This is a genomic window from Verticiella alkaliphila (genome assembly GCF_018904615.1).
Classification (GTDB): Bacteria; Pseudomonadota; Gammaproteobacteria; order Burkholderiales; family Burkholderiaceae_B; genus Verticiella; species Verticiella alkaliphila.
The window spans coordinates 1-17,582 of record NZ_JADCNH010000038.1; the positions used below are offsets into that span (position 1 = coordinate 1).

Sequence of the window (17,582 nt, forward strand, 5' to 3'; positions counted from 1 at the left end):
GGCCGGCAGACGCGCCCTGCCCCACGACTCGGCCGGGCGCTGCCGCCAGCACGCACAGGGCCGCGAGGATGAGCCCCATGCCGATCGCGAGGACGGCGGCCCGCTGCCGCTTGCGCGACACCCGCCTGGAAGGGCCAGGCAATGTTGAGCCAGACCCGTCCATGCTCATCGCGGGCGGTAGGCGACGTTGACGAACACCGACGAGCCCTGCGTGGCGTAGCCCTGGGCCAGCGTGTACTGCTTGTCGAACACGTTGTTCCAGCGCAGTTGCACCTGGGTTTCGGGCGTCACGTCATACGATGCCGTGAGGGCGAGCAGACCGTAGCCGCCCAGACGCTGACGGCCCACGTCATAGCGCTCGCCGCTCAGATACCATTCGGCGCCCACGCGGGCCAGACCGATGCGGTGGTCCGCATTCAGGCGGAACACCCGCTTGGCGCGGCGCAGCAGCACGTCGCCCGTCGCGGCGTCGTGCGGATCCTGCAGATCCAGGCTGGCGCGCAGGGCAGTGTTGCCCCATTGGTGGGCGCCCGTGAGCGTCACGCCGCGCAGGATGGCACGGCCGACGTTCTCGGACGGCCAGCCCGTGATGAGATTGGTGACGCGGTTGCGGTAGACCGTGGCACCCAGTTCCGTGCTGCCCCGCTGCCAGCGCAGGCCGGCCTCGACGTTGCGCGACTTCTCCGGCGCCAGGTCCGGATTGCCGCCACCCGGGTAGTACAGCTCGTTGAAGGTTGGCGCGCGAAAGGCGGTGTTGGCCGCGAGGGTGGCGCGCAGGCCGGGCAGGAGGTCCAGGCCATAGGCCGCGCCACCCGTGGTCTGGCCGCCGTATTGCGAGTCGTCATCGTGACGCAGGCTGGCCTGCACGTGGTGGCGGCCGAAGTCGCCCGTGTAGACGCCGGTGACCGCGTTGGTGTTGCGCGCGGTGACGGCGTAGTCCGCAGGCATGCCCACGCCTGTCGACCAGTCCTGCAGATCCCCCGTCACGCGCTGCTCGAGCCGGTCGAAGGCCAGCGTCACGCGCTGCGTGTCCGTGAGTTGGTAGTCGTTCTGCCAGCCGTATTGGCGCTGCCGCGTGCGAAAGCGCGAGTCATCGCCCAGGGTGATGCTGACGTTCTCGTCCTCGGTCACGCCCAGGCGCAGCGTGCTCAGCCATTGGGCCGTGATGCGGTCGCGGCTCGCGAGGGCAAAGCCTTCCACCGTCTGGACCGCACGGTCGTTGTATTCGGCCGTGCTCGCGTCGTAGCCGCCGTTCACGCGGTCGTGGAACATCCGTATCGACACCTCGTGCCCGGTGGCCCACGCATAGGCAAGCGAGCCCGAGACGTTGCGCTGGTACCAGCTGTCGCGATCCGGGTTGTACGAGAACGCGTTCTCAGGCGTGGTGGCGTTGTAGCCGCGGCTCTGGCCGTAGCCCGCATTGAGGGCGTAGCGCCAGCCGGCGTTGCTGCCCGCGAGGCTCGTACTGGTGCGCACGGTGCCGTGGCTGCCCGCCCCGATGTCGGCGCGCAGCGAGAGCGGCTTGTCCGCGCCCTGGCGCGTGATGACGTTGATGACGCCACCCACGGCGTCGGCGCCGTACAGGCTGCTCGCCGCCCCGCGCAGGATCTCGACGCGTTCGATGTCGTTCAGGGCGATCGCGTTCAGGGCGCCGCCGCCGGCTGTGGCATTGTTGATGCGCATGCCGTCGACGAGGATCAGCGTCTGCGCGTTGTTGGCGCCACGCATGAAGAGGCTGGTGGCTGTCTGCGGGCCGCCGTTGTCGACGTACTCGATGCCGTGCTGGCGCGACAGCAGCTCGGCCAGGCTGCTCGAGCCGGCGCGGTCGATGGCGGCGCGATCGACGACGGTGACGTCACCCAGCACGTCATCGAGGGGTTGGGGAGCGCGGCTGCCGATCACGGCAATGGGTGCGAGCTGGGTGGGCTGCGCGGCGTGCGCGGGCAGGCCGGCCTGGGCGGCCAGCAGCAGCGAGCCGGCGGCAGCCGGCAAGCGGGAAGACAGACGAGAGGACATGAAGGAGACTTCGGTAGGACGCGCGACCCCGCACGTCGGTCGAGATTGAGCCGTCTCCAGAATCGGGGAGCGGCTCGCCAGGACGCCGCACGCGAAGGGCGTGCAACGTCGAACCGGCCGGTCTCCGGGCTGCGGGCGTGGCCAAATGGCCTGCAACGCGTCGCCTTCCGGGCCTCTGGATGAAGCAAGCCTGTGGCATGTGACGCATCGTGATCCTCGTGAGGAACGCACGCTTACCGTTGCGGGGGCAGCACAGGTTGGGGCCGCGCGAGCGGACCTCCTGTTTCCCGTTTCACCGCCTATGGGGCAGCACCGGTTCTTGGGCGCAATGTAACACTCTGTCTCGTAGCGCGATATCTGACGCATGGCCAGTGTCAGGCAGACGCGACACTCCGCCTCGTGTCTTGCGTCCGGGCGGGTAGGCCGCACCGACGGTATACAGCACGTTTGCTACGATACCCGGTTGCCCTATCGCCTTACCCGCGCGCGTGTTGCGCGCGCCTGGAATCCCCATGCGCTTTCCCTCGCTGCCCTATCCGCCCGAGTCCTATACCCGGGGCGCGGACTTCGCCCGTCTGCTCACCCAACGCATCCTGATCCTGGATGGCGCCATGGGCACCATGATCCAGCAGCACAAGCTCACGGAAAGCGATTTCCGGGGTGCGCGCTTTGCCGAGCACGGCAAGGACGTGAAGGGCAACAACGAGCTGCTGTCAATCACCCGTCCGGACATCATCGAGGGCATCCACCGCGAGTACCTGCTCGCGGGGGCGGACGTGATCGAGACCAACACCTTCGGCGCCACCCGCATCGCGCAGGACGACTACGCCATGCCCGAACTCGCCTACGAGATGAATCTCGTGTCGGCGCAGCTCGCGCGCGCAGCCTGTGACGCCATCAACACGCCGGACAAGCCGCGCTTCGTGGCCGGCGCGTTGGGCCCTCAGCCCAAGACGGCCTCGATCTCGCCGGACGTGAACGATCCGGGCGCGCGCAACGTCACCTTCGACGAGCTGCGCACGGCCTATGTCGAGCAGCTCAATGCGCTGCTCGACGGTGGCATCGACATCGTGCTGATCGAGACCATCTTCGACACGCTCAACGCCAAGGCGGCGATCTTCGCGGTGGAGGAAGTGTTCGAGGCGCGCGGCGAGCGCCTGCCGGTGATGATCTCGGGCACCGTGACGGACGCCTCCGGACGCATCCTGTCGGGCCAGACGGTGGAGGCCTTCTGGAATTCCGTGCGTCATGCGCGGCCCATCACCATCGGCCTGAACTGCGCCCTGGGCGCGGCGCTGATGCGCCCGTATGTGGCCGAGCTCGCCAAGATCAGCGACACCTTCGTCTGCGTGTATCCCAACGCCGGCCTGCCCAACCCGATGAGCGACACGGGCTTTGACGAGACGCCGGAGGACACCTCCGCGCTGCTCGCGTCCTTTGCCGAATCGGGCCTGGTGAACATGGCGGGCGGCTGCTGCGGCACGACGCCGGCGCACATCCAGGCCATCGTCAACCGCGTGGCCCACCAGACGCCGCGCGTCATTCCCGAGATCCCCGTGAAGACGCGGCTCTCGGGCCTGGAGCCGCTCAACATCGATGCCGAGACGCTCTTCGTCAACGTGGGCGAGCGCACCAACGTGACGGGCAGCAAGATGTTCGCGCGCCTGATCCGCGAGGAGAAGTACGACGAGGCGCTCGCCGTGGCGCGCCAGCAGGTGGAGAACGGCGCGCAGATCATCGACATCAACATGGACGAGGCCATGCTGGATTCGGAGGCGTGCATGCACCGCTTCCTGAACCTCATCGCCTCCGAGCCGGATATCTCGCGCGTGCCGGTGATGATCGACAGCTCCAAGTGGAGCGTGATCGAGACGGGCCTGAAGTGCGTGCAGGGCAAGCCGGTGGTCAACTCGATCTCCATGAAGGAGGGCGAGGAGATCTTCCTGCATCACGCGCGTTTGTGCCGACGTTATGGTGCGGCCGTGGTGGTGATGGCCTTCGACGAAGCCGGCCAGGCCGATACGCTGCCGCGCCGGCGCGAGATCTGCGCGCGCGCCTATCGCCTGCTCGTGGACGAGGTGGGATTCCCGCCCGAAGACATCATCTTCGACCCCAACGTGTTTGCCGTGGCCACGGGCATCGACGAGCACAACAACTACGCCGTGGACTTCATCGAGGGCACGCGCTGGATCCGCGACAACCTGCCGCATGCGCGCATCTCGGGCGGGATCTCCAACGTGAGCTTCTCGTTCCGCGGCAACGAGCCAATGCGCGAGGCCATCCACACGGTCTTCCTGTATTACGCGGTGAAGGCCGGGCTCACCATGGGCATCGTCAACGCCGGCCAGCTGGGTGTGTACGCGAACCTGGACGCGAAGTTGCGTGATCTGGTCGAGGACGTCGTGCTCAACCGCGCCGAGCCCGTGGGGCGCGAGGGCGCCAGTGATGAGCGCACGCCTACGGAGCGGCTCGTGCAGCACGCCGAGACGGTCAAGGGCTCTGGCGAGAAGAAGGAAGAGGACCAGGCCTGGCGCGCCGAGCCGGTCGAAGCGCGCCTGGCACACGCGCTGGTGCGCGGCATCACGGCGTTCATCGTCGAGGACACCGAAGAGGCGCGCCAGGCCGTGGCCGCGCGCGGCGGGCGCCCCATCGAGGTGATCGAAGGCCCGCTGATGGACGGCATGAACATCGTGGGCGACCTCTTCGGCGAGGGCAAGATGTTCCTGCCGCAGGTGGTGAAATCCGCCCGCGTCATGAAGCAGGCGGTGGCTCACCTGATCCCTTTCATCGAGGAAGAGAAGCGCCAGCTCGAAGCCGCTGGCGGCGTGGTGCGCTCGGCCGGCAAGATGGTGATCGCCACCGTCAAGGGCGACGTGCACGACATCGGCAAGAACATCGTGGCCGTGGTGCTCCAGTGCAACAACTTCGAGGTCGTCAACATGGGGGTCATGGTGCCGTGCGCCGAGATCCTGCAGAAGGCCAAGGACGAGAACGCCGACATCATCGGGCTCTCCGGGCTCATCACGCCCAGCCTGGAAGAAATGTCCCACGTGGCGGCCGAGATGGAGCGCGACCCGTGGTTCCGCGAGCGCGGCACGCCGCTCATGATCGGCGGCGCCACCACCAGCCGCGTGCACACGGCGGTGAAGATCGCGCCGCATTACGCCTCCGGCCCTGTCGTCTACACCCCGGACGCCAGCCGCGCGGTGGGCGTGGCGCAGAATCTCGTGTCCGAGGACAAGCGCGCAGCCTACCTCGCTGAGCTCTCGGCGGATTACGAAGCCGTGCGCCAGCGCCACGCCAAGCGCAAGGCAACGCCGCTGGTGAGCCTCGCGCAGGCGCGCGCCAACCGTCCGCAGCTGGACTGGACGACCTACGTGCCGCCGCGCCCCGCCTTCGTCGGACGGCGCACGTTCAAGCACTATGACCTCGCGGAGATCGCGCGCTACATCGACTGGGGTCCGTTCTTCCAGACGTGGGACCTGCATGGCCCCTACCCTGCGATCCTGCAGGACAGCGTGGTCGGCGAGGAGGCCACCCGGGTGTTCGCCGACGGTCAGGACATGCTGCGCCGGATCATCGAGGGTCGCTGGCTCACGGCCAATGGCGTCATCGCCTTCTACCCGGCCAACACCGTCGATGACGATGACATCGAGCTCTATACGGACGAGTCACGCCGCGAGGTGCTGCTGACCTGGCGCAACCTGCGCCAGCAGGGCGCCAAGCGCGAAGGCGTCGACAACAAGTGCCTCGCGGACTTCATCGCCCCGCGCGAGACCGGTGTGAAGGACTACATCGGCATGTTCGCCGTGACCGGCGGCCTGGGCATGGAGAAGAAGGAAGCCGAGTTCATCGCCGCGCACGACGACTACTCGCTCATCATGTTCAAGGCGCTGGCCGACCGCTTCGCCGAGGCCTTTGCCGAATGCCTGCACGCCCGCGTGCGCCGCGATCTCTGGGGCTACGCGGCCGACGAGACGCTGGACAACGCCGCCATGATCCGCGAGGAATACCGCGGCATCCGGCCCGCGCCGGGCTATCCGGCGTGCCCGGAGCACACCGTCAAGCGCGAGATGTTCGACGTGCTGGACTGCCACGAGATCCACATGACGCTGACGGAAAGCTACGCCATGCTGCCCGCCTCCAGCGTCTCCGGCTTCTACTTCAGCCACCCGCAGGCGCAGTACTTCAATGTGGGCATCATCGGACAGGACCAGCTGGAGAACTACATCGCCCGCAGCGGTCTGCCCGAGGCGGATGTGCGCCGGGCGTTGATGCCGAACCTGGAAGGCTAGGCAAAAGGGGCAGGCATTGCGCCTGCCCGTCCGGCGCGCGGGGGCGTGATCCGCCGCGGGGCCGACTTCAGTCCGGCAGGGCGATGCGCGCCACGCTTTCGTTGGCTGTCTTCTCGGCCTTGTCGCCGTTCTTGATGGTCACGTAGAGCACGTTGTTGGCCGCATCCAGCGCGAGGCTGTTGGGGTGATCCGGCACCTCGATCGTGTGCAGCCTGGCGTGGCTCTCACTGTCGAACACGGTGACGGTGCCGGCTTCGCGGTTCGTCACGTACAGGCGCTTGCGTGGCGCGTCCAGCAGTAGGCCCAGCGGGCCTTCATCCGTCTCGATGCTGGCGACTTCCTTGCCGCTGTCGGCCTCGAACACCACCACGCGGTTGCCCGGGTGCTTGGATTCGAAGCCCGGGAGGCTCTTGATCTGGTAGTCGCGGATCAGGCTTGCGCCCTGGTCCGTCACGTACAGGCGCTTGGCGGCACGGTCCACGACGATGTTCATGGGCTGTTCGGCCGAGGTCTTCACGCGCTGCACGACATCGCCCTTGACGGGGTCGATGGTGAGGAGCTCGCCCTGCAGGTTGGACGCGTAGACGCGGTTGTTGTCTGCATCAAACGCCAGCCCCGGCGCCTTGGGGCCGCCCAGGCCTTCGATGGTGTTCACCACCTCGAGCTTTTGCGTGTCGACGACGAAGAGCACGCTCTTCTCGCCGTGGCCGCTCACGTACAGACGGTGATTGGCAGGGTCGGGCACCAGTTCGCGCAGGTCATGCGTGTAGCGCGACTTGCCGTCCTCGCCCGTGGTCTTCTCCTGCAGCTGGACGATGCCGACCTGGCGGTTGTTGGCAATGTCCACGACCGTCACGGACGTGTCGACCGTGTTGCCCACGTAGAGGCGATCGGCCGCGTCGTCGATGTTGATGCCGAAGGCCTTGCGATCCAGGACGATCTCGGCTTGCACGGCCAAGGTCTGCGGATCCAGGCGCAGGATCTTGCCGGGGTCGGAATCTGCACCGAAGCCACCCGAGGACGCGACGAAGACGGCATTCTGACGCGGGCTGAAGGCAAGCTCATAGACGCCACGGGCCAGGGCTTCGCGCTGGACCTGGGGAGCGGCCGCGACGCTGGCGGGGGCTGCTGCCGAGGCCGGGGCGGCGGGCGTGGCAGGCACGGCCGGCTGCGCCGGCGCGGCAGGTTGCGCGGGTTGAGCCGGCTGCGCGGGCTGGGCAGGTTGAGCAGGCTGCGCGGGTTGCGCGGGCTGCGCCGGCTGTGCCGGCGCGGCCGGAGCCACTGTCGGGGCGGTGGGGGCTGCGGCGGGCGCAGGCGCGTGCTGTCAGAGCACGCGGCCAGGAGCGCGGTCACGGCCAGCGCGCCGAGGGTGGTCTTGAACGGGATCATGCAGCTTTCCTGTGATGAGACGACGAAGAGGGTTTGGCCCCGGCTCGCGCCTGCTGGCGGCGATCGATGGCAATGAGGGCACAGAACACGAGGCCGGCGCCAGCGCTGGTGTGGCCGCTGGCGATCACCAGGCCGAGTCCCCAGCCCCAGAGCGCCACGCACAGCCAGACGCAGGCGACGATGAGCAGCCAGCCCGTGACGCGGCAGGCGCGGGTGAGATGGGGCGGCGCTTCGCGTCCGAAAAGATCGTCCTGATGGCGCGCCATGGCCAGGGCGAGTCCCGCAAAGCCGCCCACGGCCAGCACCAATGCCAGGGCGTGGTTCATGGGGTGATCCTCGCGGGTGTGTCGCCGGCAGGTGGTGCCGCTCGGGTGGGCTGGCGGGCCGCTGCGGCCTTCACGCGGGGCTTGTGCCGGGCCACCCGCATCGCCAGCGCGGCATGCAGCGCTGCCAGACCCAGGAGCGCGAAGTCCAATCCGGCGAACGTCCAGTCACCCCGAGCGATGGCGCTGGGCAGACCGCGATCCGTCGTGACGAGGTTCAGCACTGGCAGCAGCGCCAGTGCGGCCGCGCTCGCCCAGAGCAGTTCGATCCAGGCGCGCCGCACGGGACGCACGAGCGCCCATACCAGCGTCAGCGCCCAGACGATGAACATGACATCGACCTCCCAGGTTGCACGCCCGGCCATGTCCACCGGCAGCAGGCGGTTGGCCCACAGCATGCTCGTCATGGCCAGCGACAGCCCGGCGATGGCAGGAACGTTGAGCCGCTCGACCAAGCGCAGGCCCAGGTGAGGCCGCGCGCCCGGCGCGAGCTTCTGTCGGCGCTTGACGACCCACAGCACCAGGCCCGAGCCGACCATGGCCGTGCCGGCCAGGCTGACCATGAAGTACAACCAGCGCGTGACCGTATCGGAGAACCGTCCAAGATGCAGGGCGTACAGCACGCCGCGGGTCTCGGCGGCACCGCCCACGCGGTCCTTGACCTCGATCAGGGTGCCCGTGGTGCCGTCGAAGGTCATGAACACCGGACTCGCCGAGGTGCGGCCCGCCTCGTTGCGCACGATCATCACGCGCGCGGCCGCATCGCCCGGGTTGTTCAACTGCACACGGCCGATGCGGTCCTCCCCCCAGCGGGCCTGAGCCTGGCGGACCATGTCGGCCACCGAGGCGAGCGGGGCGGGCTGGCCAGCCGGCTTCTCGGCAGACACGAAGCTGCTCAGCTCCGCGCTCGCGGCCCGGCGTTCGGCCGCGGTCTGGTACGCCACGTTCTCGCCCCAGGGCATGTACATGAACATCAGCGTGACCAGGCCGCTGTAGGTGATCATGAGATGAAACGGCAGGCCGAATACCGACAGGGCGGCGTGCCCGTCGAGCCAGGAGCGCTGGCCCTTGCCCCACCGGAACGTGAAGAAGTCGGCGAAGATCTTCTTGTGGGTGATGATGCCGCTTACGATGGCCACCAGCATGAACATCGCGCACAGGCCGGCGATCCAGCGGCCCCACGCGATGGGCAGGTAATGCAGCTGGAAGTGGAACCGATAGAAGAAGTCGCCGCCCCGCGTCTCGCGGGACTTGGCCAGGGCTTCGCCGGTGGCCGGATCCAGCGTGGCGCTGCCGAAGCCGCGCCGCCCGCCTTCCGGCGAGCGCCAGAAGGCGTCGATGACGCCGTTGCGGCTGTCCGGCAATTCATAGCTGAACTGCGTGGTGCCCGGGGCCAGGCCTGGCACACGGTCCGCCACGCGCTGCGCGACCACGGCGACGTCCTCGCGCTGGCTGACGTGGGGAAGCTCCGGCCGCATCCAGCTGGAGATCTCGTCCTTGAAGTAGCTCACCGTGCCCGTGAGGAACATGGCGTACAGGATCCAGCCGACCAGCAGCCCCGCCCAGATGTGCAGGTCCGACATGGTCTGTCGGATGCCGGGCGGCTTGGGGGCACGCGGTTGTCTCAAGGGTCGGGTCTCGTTCGTCGTGACGGTGCTCATGACGAGGCGGCCTGTTGCCATACGGGCCAGGCAGCCAGTGCAAGCGGGGCGGCGGCCAGGGCCAGTCCTGCCCACGCCCGCCGCGCGCTGCGCACGGCGAACACCCAGATCACCGCGCCGGTGTAGACCAGGAAACTCGTCAGCATGCCGGTGAGCACGGCCTCAGACGCACTGAGCGGCAGGCTCACGGCGGCCACGCTCGTCAATGCAGCCAGCGCGTAGCCACCGAACACCGCAGCGACGATGCGTGACGCCAATGGACCGTGGCGCAGGACGCGCCGGACCGGAGAGTTCATGGGGGCAGCGCAGGGTCCGCAGACGCGCCCGGCGCTCTCGATAGGAACAAGAATGAGTCGCATTTTATGTCTTCGTTGCGGCGGAGGCAACGAAGACCCTATTGCCGAGCACAAGCACGCCGGCTTCTCTCGACACGTGCCCCCGCGCACCGCGCGGGCACTGACAGTACTATGGCCGCGTCGTGGCTTTGCCCACTCTGGAGCTCCCATGCGAAAGCGTCTTGCCCTGATCCCTCTCGCCCTCGCCATGTCCGGCGCCAGCCTGCCGGTGCAGGCAGCGTCTGACCCTGCCTCGCCGACTGCCGGGATGAAGCCCCGCAATTACTTCGAGAGCCTGGACATGCGCACGGCGCGCTCGAGCCTGGAGGGATTCCTGACGGCCTGGCGCACGGCGGACTATCAGCGCGCCTACTTTCACCTCTCGTCACCTGCGCAGCGAGGCATGTTCCAGGCCATGTCCGAGTTTCGGGCCGAGTCCCTCTATAAGCCCGAAGGGCTGGGCGGCGTCACGGCATTGGATGCCTTCCGACTGGATGACGAGTTCTGGGAAGACGTGCGCTCGATGCCCTCGATGGCATTCGACCGTTCGATGCGCTACGCCGCGCAGCATCTGCTGCTGCCCGTGGCGATCGGCGCTTTCGAGATCGTGGAGGGTCCGGCCAGCCCAGATGCCACCCGCGTCGTCCTGGACGTGCAGAACGACGGGGTGCCCAAGGCGTTGCAGGTGGCGATGATCCGCCAGCCGTCGGGGCGCTGGCGCGTGGATCAACTGCGCTGGGACGGCAGCGATCCCCAGCAAAAGCCGTGGGGTCTGACGGAACGATCCCCGGGGCGCTGATCAGCGCGCGAGCAGCTTCAAGGCCATTTTGATGCCGGCGGTGATGGACGTGTCAGCCGCTTGCGGACACGCGGCTTCAGGTACGACGTGCCCGCGAGAAAGGTTCAGTCGAGCCGTGTCTGATCCGACAAGTCCTTGCCCCCGCGACTGGTGTACATCCCCGCCGAATGCAGGCCGGTGATCGGAAGATCCGCCAGCGCTTGCACGATGTGGTGCTGCGTTGGCATGTCCTCCCAGTGCGGACGATGCCAGATTGCCTGAGCCCGGCCAGTGACGTGCGAGAGCACGCGCATCTGCGGGCTGCCTGGCGGCGTCATCGTGAGATAGTCCACGTCGGCCTGGCCCCAATTGCCCGTGGCGGGAATGAACTTGTGGTGCAGCACGGGCAAGCCACCGCCCAGTGTGAGCGGCGCAGGCGTCAGCTCGTCCAGGGTCAAGTCTAGAAAGCGAAAGCCCTGCCACTGCGCGAGACAGCGATGTTCGCCGGCACGACTCTGCATGGGTGGCAGATCCGCATAGATCTTGTTCCAGCCCAGTTCCTCGCGTCCGCTCAGGATCGGCTCGGTCAGGTTCTCCCAGATCACCGGCTGGAACCAGCCCTGCATCGGGCTATCGCCGGCCCGGCGCACGGGCACGCGCACGCTGAGCATGTTGTAGCCGCGGCCCGCAAGCCAGTCGATCTCGCTCAGGTAGCTGAACTCGATCGCTAGCAGCGCCTCTTGCAGAGCCTGAAGACCCTCGGGCAGCAGTTGTTGCACGGCATTGGCTTGCGTGTGAAAGCGCGCATAGACCGAAACGCGATGCGGGCTTTGTGTGTCGTCATAGCGTACGCCAGGCGGGGCCTGGCGTGGGCCAGGGGAAGGGCCGAAGACCGTCGGCATGCGGTAGAGATCGGGGCGGGGAGCGGCCGGGGAGCGCGGTGTCGTCATGATGAGGTCTGAGCGTAGGCAGGCGGGCGGCGCAAAGCGCCACGCCGCACATCAAAGAGGCTTGGGATCGGTGACCAGATCACCGAGTTGACTGAGCACTTGCCACAGGCGCACATCGCGCTCGCGCTGCAAGGCCAGCGGGGTGCGGCCAGCGTAGTCGTAGAAGCCCTTGCCGGTGGTCACGCCCAGATCGCCACGCGTCACGCGATCGCTCAGGGCCTGCGGGTTCAGATCGACCGGAGCGTCTGCCATGGCTGGATCGCCTAGGTGACGCAGGCTCAGGTTCAGGCCCGTGAAGTCATAGCGTTGCAGCAGGCCCAGGATCTGCATGCGCGGCGCAAGGCTGGTGCGCACGGCCGCATCCAGGTTCTCGGCCGTCACCACGCCCTGATCCATGAGGAAGAAGGCCTCGCGGCCCAGCGCGCGCAGCAGCCGGTTGATAAGAAAGCCGGGCACGAACTTCTCCAGCCGCACCGGCGTCTTGCCCAGGGCGCGCAGCAGCGCCAATGTCTGGTCTACCAGCCCGGGCTGCGTGTCGGGCTCGCCCACCACTTCCACCAGCGGCAGGATGTGTGGCGGGGCAAACCAGTGTGCGACGAGCAGCCGCGCGCGCAGCACGGGCTCAGCCAGCTCGAATACGTTCATCGTGGACGTATTGCTCCAGACGACGGTGTCGGCCGGCGCGAGCTGCTGCACGCGTGCGTAGACCGCGCGCTTGACATCGGCATTCTCGGTGACGGCTTCGATCACCAGCCGCGCGCCGCGCAACGGGACGTCGCTGTCGGTGTGCCCATGGACGCGAGCGCGGATGCTGGCGACCGAGTCGGCCGGCGTCAGGCCCAGCTCCGCCTTCAACTGCAGCGCGTCGGCCTGCGTGGCCAGGCCTTGCTCGAGCGCGGCGGGCCGCGTCTCGCACAGGTCCACGTCAAAGCCGTGTTCGGCAAAGACGAGGGCGATGCCTGGGCCCATGACGCCTGCGCCCAGCACGACCACCCGATCCGTGCCGGCGGTCAGGGGGCGGCCGCCAAACTCTGCCAGTGTCAACCCGCTCACTTGCTGATCTCCGCGGACAGGCGCTCGATGATCGTCTTTTCGGAGGCGACGGCGTTGTGCGCAAAGGCGGTATAGGCATTGTGATCAGCGTAGGCCAGCGTAAGGCCCATGCGCGCGGCGATCTCCTGGAACGCGGGGTCACGCAGGGCGTTGGCGATGGCCTGGTCCAGCTTCGCCACGATTGGCGCTGGCAGCCCGCCCGGCGCGCCCACGCCGATGGGTGAGGCCATTACCACGCCATGGCCGGCTTCCTTGAGCGTGGGCACGTCGGCAAAGTCGGCCGGACGTTCGGCGCCGACGGTGGCAAGCACGCGCATCTGACCAGACTTCATGAAGGGCAACACAGTGTTGGTGGACGAGACCATGTCCACGTGCCCTCCCAGCAGGGCGGACAACGCCTCGGCATCACCCTTGAAGGGCACGTGCGTCATGTCCACGTTGGCAGCGCGCTCGAGCTCGACCACGGCCAGGTGATTGCTCGTGAACAGACCCGACGAGCCGTAGTTGATCGCGCTGGGGCGGCGGCGGGCATCGGCGAGCAGATCGTCGATGTTCTGCCATTTGGAATCCGCACGCACCGCGAGTGCGTAGGCGTACTCGGCGATCTGGGACACATAGGTCACGTCCTTGATCGGGTCATAGGCCACCCCGCCCGGTTGCAGGTAGGGCTGACGGAACACGCCCATCGGAATGATGGACAGCGTGTAGCCATCGGGCTCGGCACGACGCATCTGCATCACGCCCATGGTGCCGTTGGCGCCCGGCTTGTTCTCCACCACGATCGTCTGGCCGAGTTGGCGGGACAATGCGTCGCCCAGGCCGCGCGCGAGCTGATCGGTCGTGCCACCGGCACCGAAAGGCACAATCAGCGTTACGGGACGGTTGGGGTAGGCTGCCTGGGCCTGCGCGCCCAGCGCGGTGAGCAATCCGGCGGCAGCCAGTAGGCCCCGAAGCGGGCCGATGAATGAACGAAGCATGTCTGTCTCTATGTATTTGTGAAGATTGGCGCGTGTGTCGTCTCAGCCCGGGTCAGTGCCTGGATTGAGAAGGTCGAAGTCCATGCGGACGTACTTGCCGGGGAAATGCACCCGTGACCAATAGATCAGCCGGCGGTCGGGTGCATACACCCGCCGGATGACTTCCGCGATGGGCGCGCCCACCGGAATGTGCAGATGGCTGGCGGTTTCATCGCCAGCGGATGTGAAGAGAACTTTCTGCAGCGCCTGCCCGATGGCAAGTCCAGGTGTCTCGCCGACCACCGTGGCCACGGCGCGCTCCTGGAAGCGCTCAGCGTGCGCGAGGTAGACGTCGGAGGCGACATAGACCAAGCTGTAGCACACGCGCACGCCCTGGCGCAGGTAGACCCGCTCGAGGCGGTGATAGCGCTCGGCCACGATGCCTTCGCTGGAGCACCACGCCGGCAATTCGAGCGGCGAATCACTGGCTTCTGTGATGACTTCCTGTTCGCTGTGCCGGCCGAAATCCACCAGGTCTTCCCAGGTGCGCACGATCGCGAACTGGGGCGTGGCCTCGTCCGGCGTGGCGCGCACGAAGGTGCCTTGCCCGCGGGCTCGCGTGATGAGGCCCTCGTTTTCGAGTTCGGCAAGGGCGCTGCGCACGGTCACGCGCCCGCGTTCGAGCTGCTCGCACAGATCCACCAGCGGGGGGATCTGCATGCCTGCGGGCCATTCCCCACTCTGAATCTTCAGGCGAAAGACGGTGGCGAGCTGCTGATACAGCGGCTGTTTGCTGTGAACCAGCGAGTCTTGTTTTAAAGTTCCCATTATTAGAACTATAGGAAATGAAGATGCCGCTGTCAACGCACGGCACAAGCAAGTGCCGTGTGTTCTAGCGCGGGGAGAGCGGGTGGGAAAGCGTCAGCGTGCGAGCAGCTTTAATGCCATCTTGATCCCATCCGTGACGCTAGTGCCGGTCGGGATCGACTTCAAGGCGGTGGTCGTTTCCTTCTCGGAATAGCCGAGCGCGGTGAGCGCGTGGAGGATGTCGGATTGCGCATCGACCGTGACGTGGGCCGCGCCCGCACCGAGATCGGCGCCGAGCTTGCCCTTCAACTCCAGCAGCAGCCGCTCGGCCGTCTTCTTGCCGATGCCCGGGATGCGGGTGAGCCGGCCGGCCTCCTGCAGCGTGATGGCCTGCGAGAGCTCGGCCACGGTCATGCCCGAGAGCACCGCCAGGGCAATCCGCGCGCCTACGCCACTGATCTTGATGAGCTGGCGAAACGCCATCCGCTCTTCCGGGGTGGCAAAGCCGTACAGCACGTGCGCATCCTCGCGCACGACGAGGTGCGTGAGCAGGCTCACGCGCGCGCCGTTGTCCGGCAGCGCGTAGAGCGTGCTCATGGGCACCTCGATGTCGTAGCCCACGCCCTGGACGTCCAGGCAGATCGTGGGGGGCAGTTTTTCCAGCAGGGTACCGGTGAGGCGTCCGATCATGGGGGCGGGGCCGCGAGCCGGCCTGGTTGCATTGGGGCAGCCGACTATAGACCGCGGCGCGATTCGGGTGCAAATTGACGGAAATGTACCAACAATGACGGCATAAGCTTCCAACCGCCGCGTGCTGAAACGCGAGCATATGGATCACGCCAGAATGTATTTAGTCTGCGCGTGCCCGCATGTGACGATGCCTGCTTCGAGATACCGCCGCGCCCTGGGTGCGGCCATTGCGGAGTCGCCCCATGAGCGTCCATGTCATCGGCATGATCCAGAGTCGGCACCAATCAGAGATCCATCCACCCAGTGGGGCCGTGGTGGATCGCGAATATGTACGAGCATTTGCCCGTGCGCACGAGGATGCCGGCTTCGATCGGATCCTGGTGCCGCATCATTCCACGGGTCCGTCCGCCCAGCTCACGATTGCCGTGGCGGCCGAGGCCACCGAGCGCGTGCACTTCATGCTGGCGCATCGGCCGGGGTTCGTGGCGCCGACCCTTGCCGCGCGCGAGATCGCGACCCTGGATCAGTTCACGGGCGGGCGCCTTGGCGTGCACATCATCTCGGGCGGCTCGGACGCCGAGCAGCGGCGCGATGGAGATTATCTGTCGCACGACGAACGTTACGCCCGGACCGACGAGTACCTGAGCTTGCTGCGCGGCCTTTGGACGGCCGATGCCCCGTTCGACCATGACGGTGAGCACTACCGCTTCAACGCAGGCTTCTCCGAGGTCAAGCCCGCGCAGCGCCCGCATGTCCCGATCTTCTTTGGCGGTGCGTCGGCGCCCGCGCTGGACGTGGCTGCGCGCCATGCCGACATCTACGCACTCTGGGGCGAATCGCTCGATCAGGTCCGTGAGCTGACCGGGCGCGTGCGTGCGCGGGCGGCGCAGGAAGGCCGACGGCTCCGGTTCTCGGTGTCCTTTCGCCCGATCCTGGCCGACACCGAGGACAGGGCCTGGGCGCGCGCCGACGCCATCCTGGGGCGTGCCACGGCGTTGCGCGAAGCCGCGGGCCTGCCGCCCGGCGATCCGCAACAGAGCGAAGGCGCCCGCCGTCTGCTCGCCACAGCTGCCCGCGGGCCCCGCGTCGACACCCGGCTGTGGACGGGCATCGCGCAGCTCACCGGCGCCCGTGCCAACGCCACGGCGCTCGTCGGCACGCCCGAGCAGGTGGCGCAGGCCCTGGGCGAGTACTACGCGCTCGGGGTGGACACCTTCCTCTTGCGCGGCTTCGATCCCCTGGAGGATGCGGTGGACTACGGCCGTGAACTGATTCCCCGGCTGCGTGAACTCACGCAACGCCAGGATCTGCAACGCGAGGCGGCGTGATGCGCGTTCGACGTTTCTCGCGGGTGGCACAACTGACCGCCCTGGCCCTCGCCCCCCTGCTGGCCGCACCCACGCAGGCGGCCGACGTTCCCGCGGATTGGCCCAGCCGTCCGCTCAAGCTCATCATTCCGTTCCCGCCGGGCGGGGCCGCCGATTCGATCGGCAGGCTCCTCGCCACCGAGCTCGGCGAGCGCCTGGGCCAGCCCGTCGTGCCCGAGAATCGGCCCGGTGCCGGTACGGCCATCGCGGCCGAGGCGGCCGCCCGCGCCGCGCCGGATGGCTACACGCTGTCGCTGGCCACCACCGGGCAGCTGACCATTCTGCCCGCGCTACAGAGCAATCTGAAGTTCGACCCGGTCAAGAGCTTCGCGCCGGTGGCGTTGGTGGCCTCCGGGTCGTATGTCGTGTCGGTGCCGGTCGCGGCCAAGATCCCGGACCTCAAATCCCTGCTCACCCACGCCAGCCAGCATCCCGGCGAGGTGAGCTATTCGTCCTGCGGGGTGGGTACTGCCTGTCATCTCACGGGGGTGCTCCTCAACGCCTTGTCGCAGGCCAACATGCTGCATGTGCCCTTTGCCGGCAGCGCGCCTGCCGTGCAGGCGGTGCTGGGCGGGCACGTGCAGGTGGCGGTGGATACCGAAACCGTGCAGGCGCCGCACATCCGCGCGGGCACCTTGCGCCCGCTCGTCATCACCAGCGCCACGCGCAGCCCTGCGCTGCCGGACGTGCCCACAGCGGCCGAGGCCGGCCTGCCCGAGTTCCTGTCCAGCGGGTGGTTCGGTGTCGTGGTACCCGCCGCCACGCCCACGCCGATCGTCGAGCGGCTGAACACCGAGATCGTGGCGGCAACGCAGTCCGTCAAGGTGCGCGCCGCCTTCGACAGCCAGGGCCTGACACCGCTGGGCGGCACGCCGGCGGGCTTTTCCGCCCAGATTCAGGAAGACCTCAACAAGTGGCGCCGCGTGGTGAACGAGCGCGGCGTGACGACGCAATGAACCCCG

At 67.6% G+C, this 17,582-nt stretch carries 14 protein-coding genes and 1 riboswitch; of the genes, 4 read left to right on the forward strand and 10 right to left on the reverse strand.

Going from position 1 to position 17,582, the window contains the following annotated elements; translation table 11 throughout:
* Nucleotides 1-165: 165 nt before the first annotated feature.
* The gene (locus IMZ29_RS18295) at nt 166-2,016 is read right to left on the reverse strand and encodes a TonB-dependent receptor domain-containing protein (protein WP_216186773.1); all 1,851 of its coding nucleotides are present in this window, start codon (nt 2,014-2,016) and stop codon (nt 166-168) included.
* A gap of 98 nt (nt 2,017-2,114) precedes the next feature.
* Nucleotides 2,115-2,348, reverse strand: a riboswitch (cobalamin riboswitch).
* Nucleotides 2,349-2,528: 180 nt separating this feature from the next.
* On the opposite strand from IMZ29_RS18295, the gene metH reads away from it, so the two are divergent.
* On the forward strand, nt 2,529-6,311 hold the full coding sequence (gene metH / locus IMZ29_RS18300; RefSeq protein WP_216186775.1) for a methionine synthase: 3,783 nt from the start codon (nt 2,529-2,531) through the stop codon (nt 6,309-6,311).
* 67 nt (nt 6,312-6,378) lie between these two features.
* Here metH and IMZ29_RS18305 read toward each other — a convergent pair whose 3' ends face one another.
* The 4 genes from IMZ29_RS18305 to IMZ29_RS18320 form a co-directional block, all read right to left on the reverse strand.
* Nucleotides 6,379-7,473 carry a YncE family protein gene (locus IMZ29_RS18305; protein WP_216186776.1) on the reverse strand — a complete coding sequence of 365 codons (1,095 nt, stop codon included), beginning with the start codon at nt 7,471-7,473 and terminating at the stop codon, nt 6,379-6,381.
* 223 nt (nt 7,474-7,696) lie between these two features.
* Complete coding sequence (locus IMZ29_RS18310) at nt 7,697-8,026, reverse strand: DUF3325 domain-containing protein (protein ID WP_216186777.1); 330 nt, start codon at nt 8,024-8,026, stop codon at nt 7,697-7,699.
* Entirely contained in the window at nt 8,023-9,684 is a 1,662-nt protein-coding gene (locus IMZ29_RS18315) for a PepSY-associated TM helix domain-containing protein (RefSeq protein ID WP_216186778.1), read from the reverse strand. Before IMZ29_RS18315 ends, IMZ29_RS18310 begins: the two co-directional genes overlap by 4 nt.
* Nucleotides 9,681-9,980, reverse strand: a complete 300-nt coding sequence (locus tag IMZ29_RS18320) for a DUF3649 domain-containing protein (RefSeq protein WP_216186779.1) — start codon at nt 9,978-9,980, stop codon at nt 9,681-9,683. Before IMZ29_RS18320 ends, IMZ29_RS18315 begins: the two co-directional genes overlap by 4 nt.
* A 208-nt stretch (nt 9,981-10,188) precedes the next feature.
* Here IMZ29_RS18320 and IMZ29_RS18325 point away from each other — a divergent pair, with 208 nt between their 5' ends.
* The gene (locus tag IMZ29_RS18325; protein WP_216186780.1) at nt 10,189-10,818 is read left to right on the forward strand and encodes a hypothetical protein; all 630 of its coding nucleotides are present in this window, start codon (nt 10,189-10,191) and stop codon (nt 10,816-10,818) included.
* Between the two features lie 104 nt (nt 10,819-10,922).
* Here the strand turns inward: IMZ29_RS18325 and IMZ29_RS18330 are convergent, their stop codons facing one another.
* The 5 genes from IMZ29_RS18330 to ruvA form a co-directional block, all read right to left on the reverse strand.
* Nucleotides 10,923-11,747: an acetoacetate decarboxylase family protein gene (locus tag IMZ29_RS18330; protein ID WP_216186781.1), complete on the reverse strand. Its 825-nt coding sequence runs from the start codon at nt 11,745-11,747 to the stop codon at nt 10,923-10,925.
* 51 nt (nt 11,748-11,798) lie between these two features.
* Nucleotides 11,799-12,800, reverse strand: coding sequence for a 3-hydroxyacyl-CoA dehydrogenase family protein (locus tag IMZ29_RS18335; protein ID WP_216186782.1), 1,002 nt, complete (start codon nt 12,798-12,800; stop codon nt 11,799-11,801).
* The gene (locus tag IMZ29_RS18340; protein ID WP_216186783.1) at nt 12,797-13,777 is read right to left on the reverse strand and encodes a tripartite tricarboxylate transporter substrate binding protein; all 981 of its coding nucleotides are present in this window, start codon (nt 13,775-13,777) and stop codon (nt 12,797-12,799) included. The genes IMZ29_RS18335 and IMZ29_RS18340 overlap by 4 nt, the downstream gene beginning before the upstream one ends.
* 42 nt (nt 13,778-13,819) lie before the next feature.
* The gene (locus tag IMZ29_RS18345; RefSeq protein WP_216186784.1) at nt 13,820-14,584 is read right to left on the reverse strand and encodes a GntR family transcriptional regulator; all 765 of its coding nucleotides are present in this window, start codon (nt 14,582-14,584) and stop codon (nt 13,820-13,822) included.
* Between the two features lie 93 nt (nt 14,585-14,677).
* Nucleotides 14,678-15,253: a Holliday junction branch migration protein RuvA gene (gene ruvA / locus IMZ29_RS18350; RefSeq protein ID WP_216186785.1), complete on the reverse strand. Its 576-nt coding sequence runs from the start codon at nt 15,251-15,253 to the stop codon at nt 14,678-14,680.
* A gap of 242 nt (nt 15,254-15,495) precedes the next feature.
* Between ruvA and IMZ29_RS18355 the strand changes: the two genes are divergently transcribed.
* Complete coding sequence (locus IMZ29_RS18355) at nt 15,496-16,581, forward strand: LLM class flavin-dependent oxidoreductase (RefSeq protein ID WP_216186787.1); 1,086 nt, start codon at nt 15,496-15,498, stop codon at nt 16,579-16,581.
* Nucleotides 16,581-17,576, forward strand: a complete 996-nt coding sequence (locus IMZ29_RS18360) for a Bug family tripartite tricarboxylate transporter substrate binding protein (RefSeq protein ID WP_216186789.1) — start codon at nt 16,581-16,583, stop codon at nt 17,574-17,576. The genes IMZ29_RS18355 and IMZ29_RS18360 overlap by 1 nt, the downstream gene beginning before the upstream one ends.
* The last annotated feature ends 6 nt before the right edge of the window (nt 17,577-17,582 follow it).

Coding starts and splice junctions, on each gene's coding strand:
- IMZ29_RS18295 (WP_216186773.1), bottom strand. CDS start 2,016: ATGTCCTCTCGTCTGTCTTCCCGCTTGCCGGCTGCCGCCGGCTCGCTG.
- metH (WP_216186775.1), top strand. CDS start 2,529: ATGCGCTTTCCCTCGCTGCCCTATCCGCCCGAGTCCTATACCCGGGGC.
- IMZ29_RS18310 (WP_216186777.1), bottom strand. CDS start 8,026: ATGAACCACGCCCTGGCATTGGTGCTGGCCGTGGGCGGCTTTGCGGGA.
- IMZ29_RS18315 (WP_216186778.1), bottom strand. CDS start 9,684: ATGAGCACCGTCACGACGAACGAGACCCGACCCTTGAGACAACCGCGT.
- IMZ29_RS18320 (WP_216186779.1), bottom strand. CDS start 9,980: ATGAACTCTCCGGTCCGGCGCGTCCTGCGCCACGGTCCATTGGCGTCA.
- IMZ29_RS18325 (WP_216186780.1), top strand. CDS start 10,189: ATGCGAAAGCGTCTTGCCCTGATCCCTCTCGCCCTCGCCATGTCCGGC.
- IMZ29_RS18330 (WP_216186781.1), bottom strand. CDS start 11,747: ATGACGACACCGCGCTCCCCGGCCGCTCCCCGCCCCGATCTCTACCGC.
- IMZ29_RS18340 (WP_216186783.1), bottom strand. CDS start 13,777: ATGCTTCGTTCATTCATCGGCCCGCTTCGGGGCCTACTGGCTGCCGCC.
- IMZ29_RS18345 (WP_216186784.1), bottom strand. CDS start 14,584: ATGGGAACTTTAAAACAAGACTCGCTGGTTCACAGCAAACAGCCGCTG.
- ruvA (WP_216186785.1), bottom strand. CDS start 15,253: ATGATCGGACGCCTCACCGGTACCCTGCTGGAAAAACTGCCCCCCACG.
- IMZ29_RS18355 (WP_216186787.1), top strand. CDS start 15,496: ATGAGCGTCCATGTCATCGGCATGATCCAGAGTCGGCACCAATCAGAG.
- IMZ29_RS18360 (WP_216186789.1), top strand. CDS start 16,581: ATGCGCGTTCGACGTTTCTCGCGGGTGGCACAACTGACCGCCCTGGCC.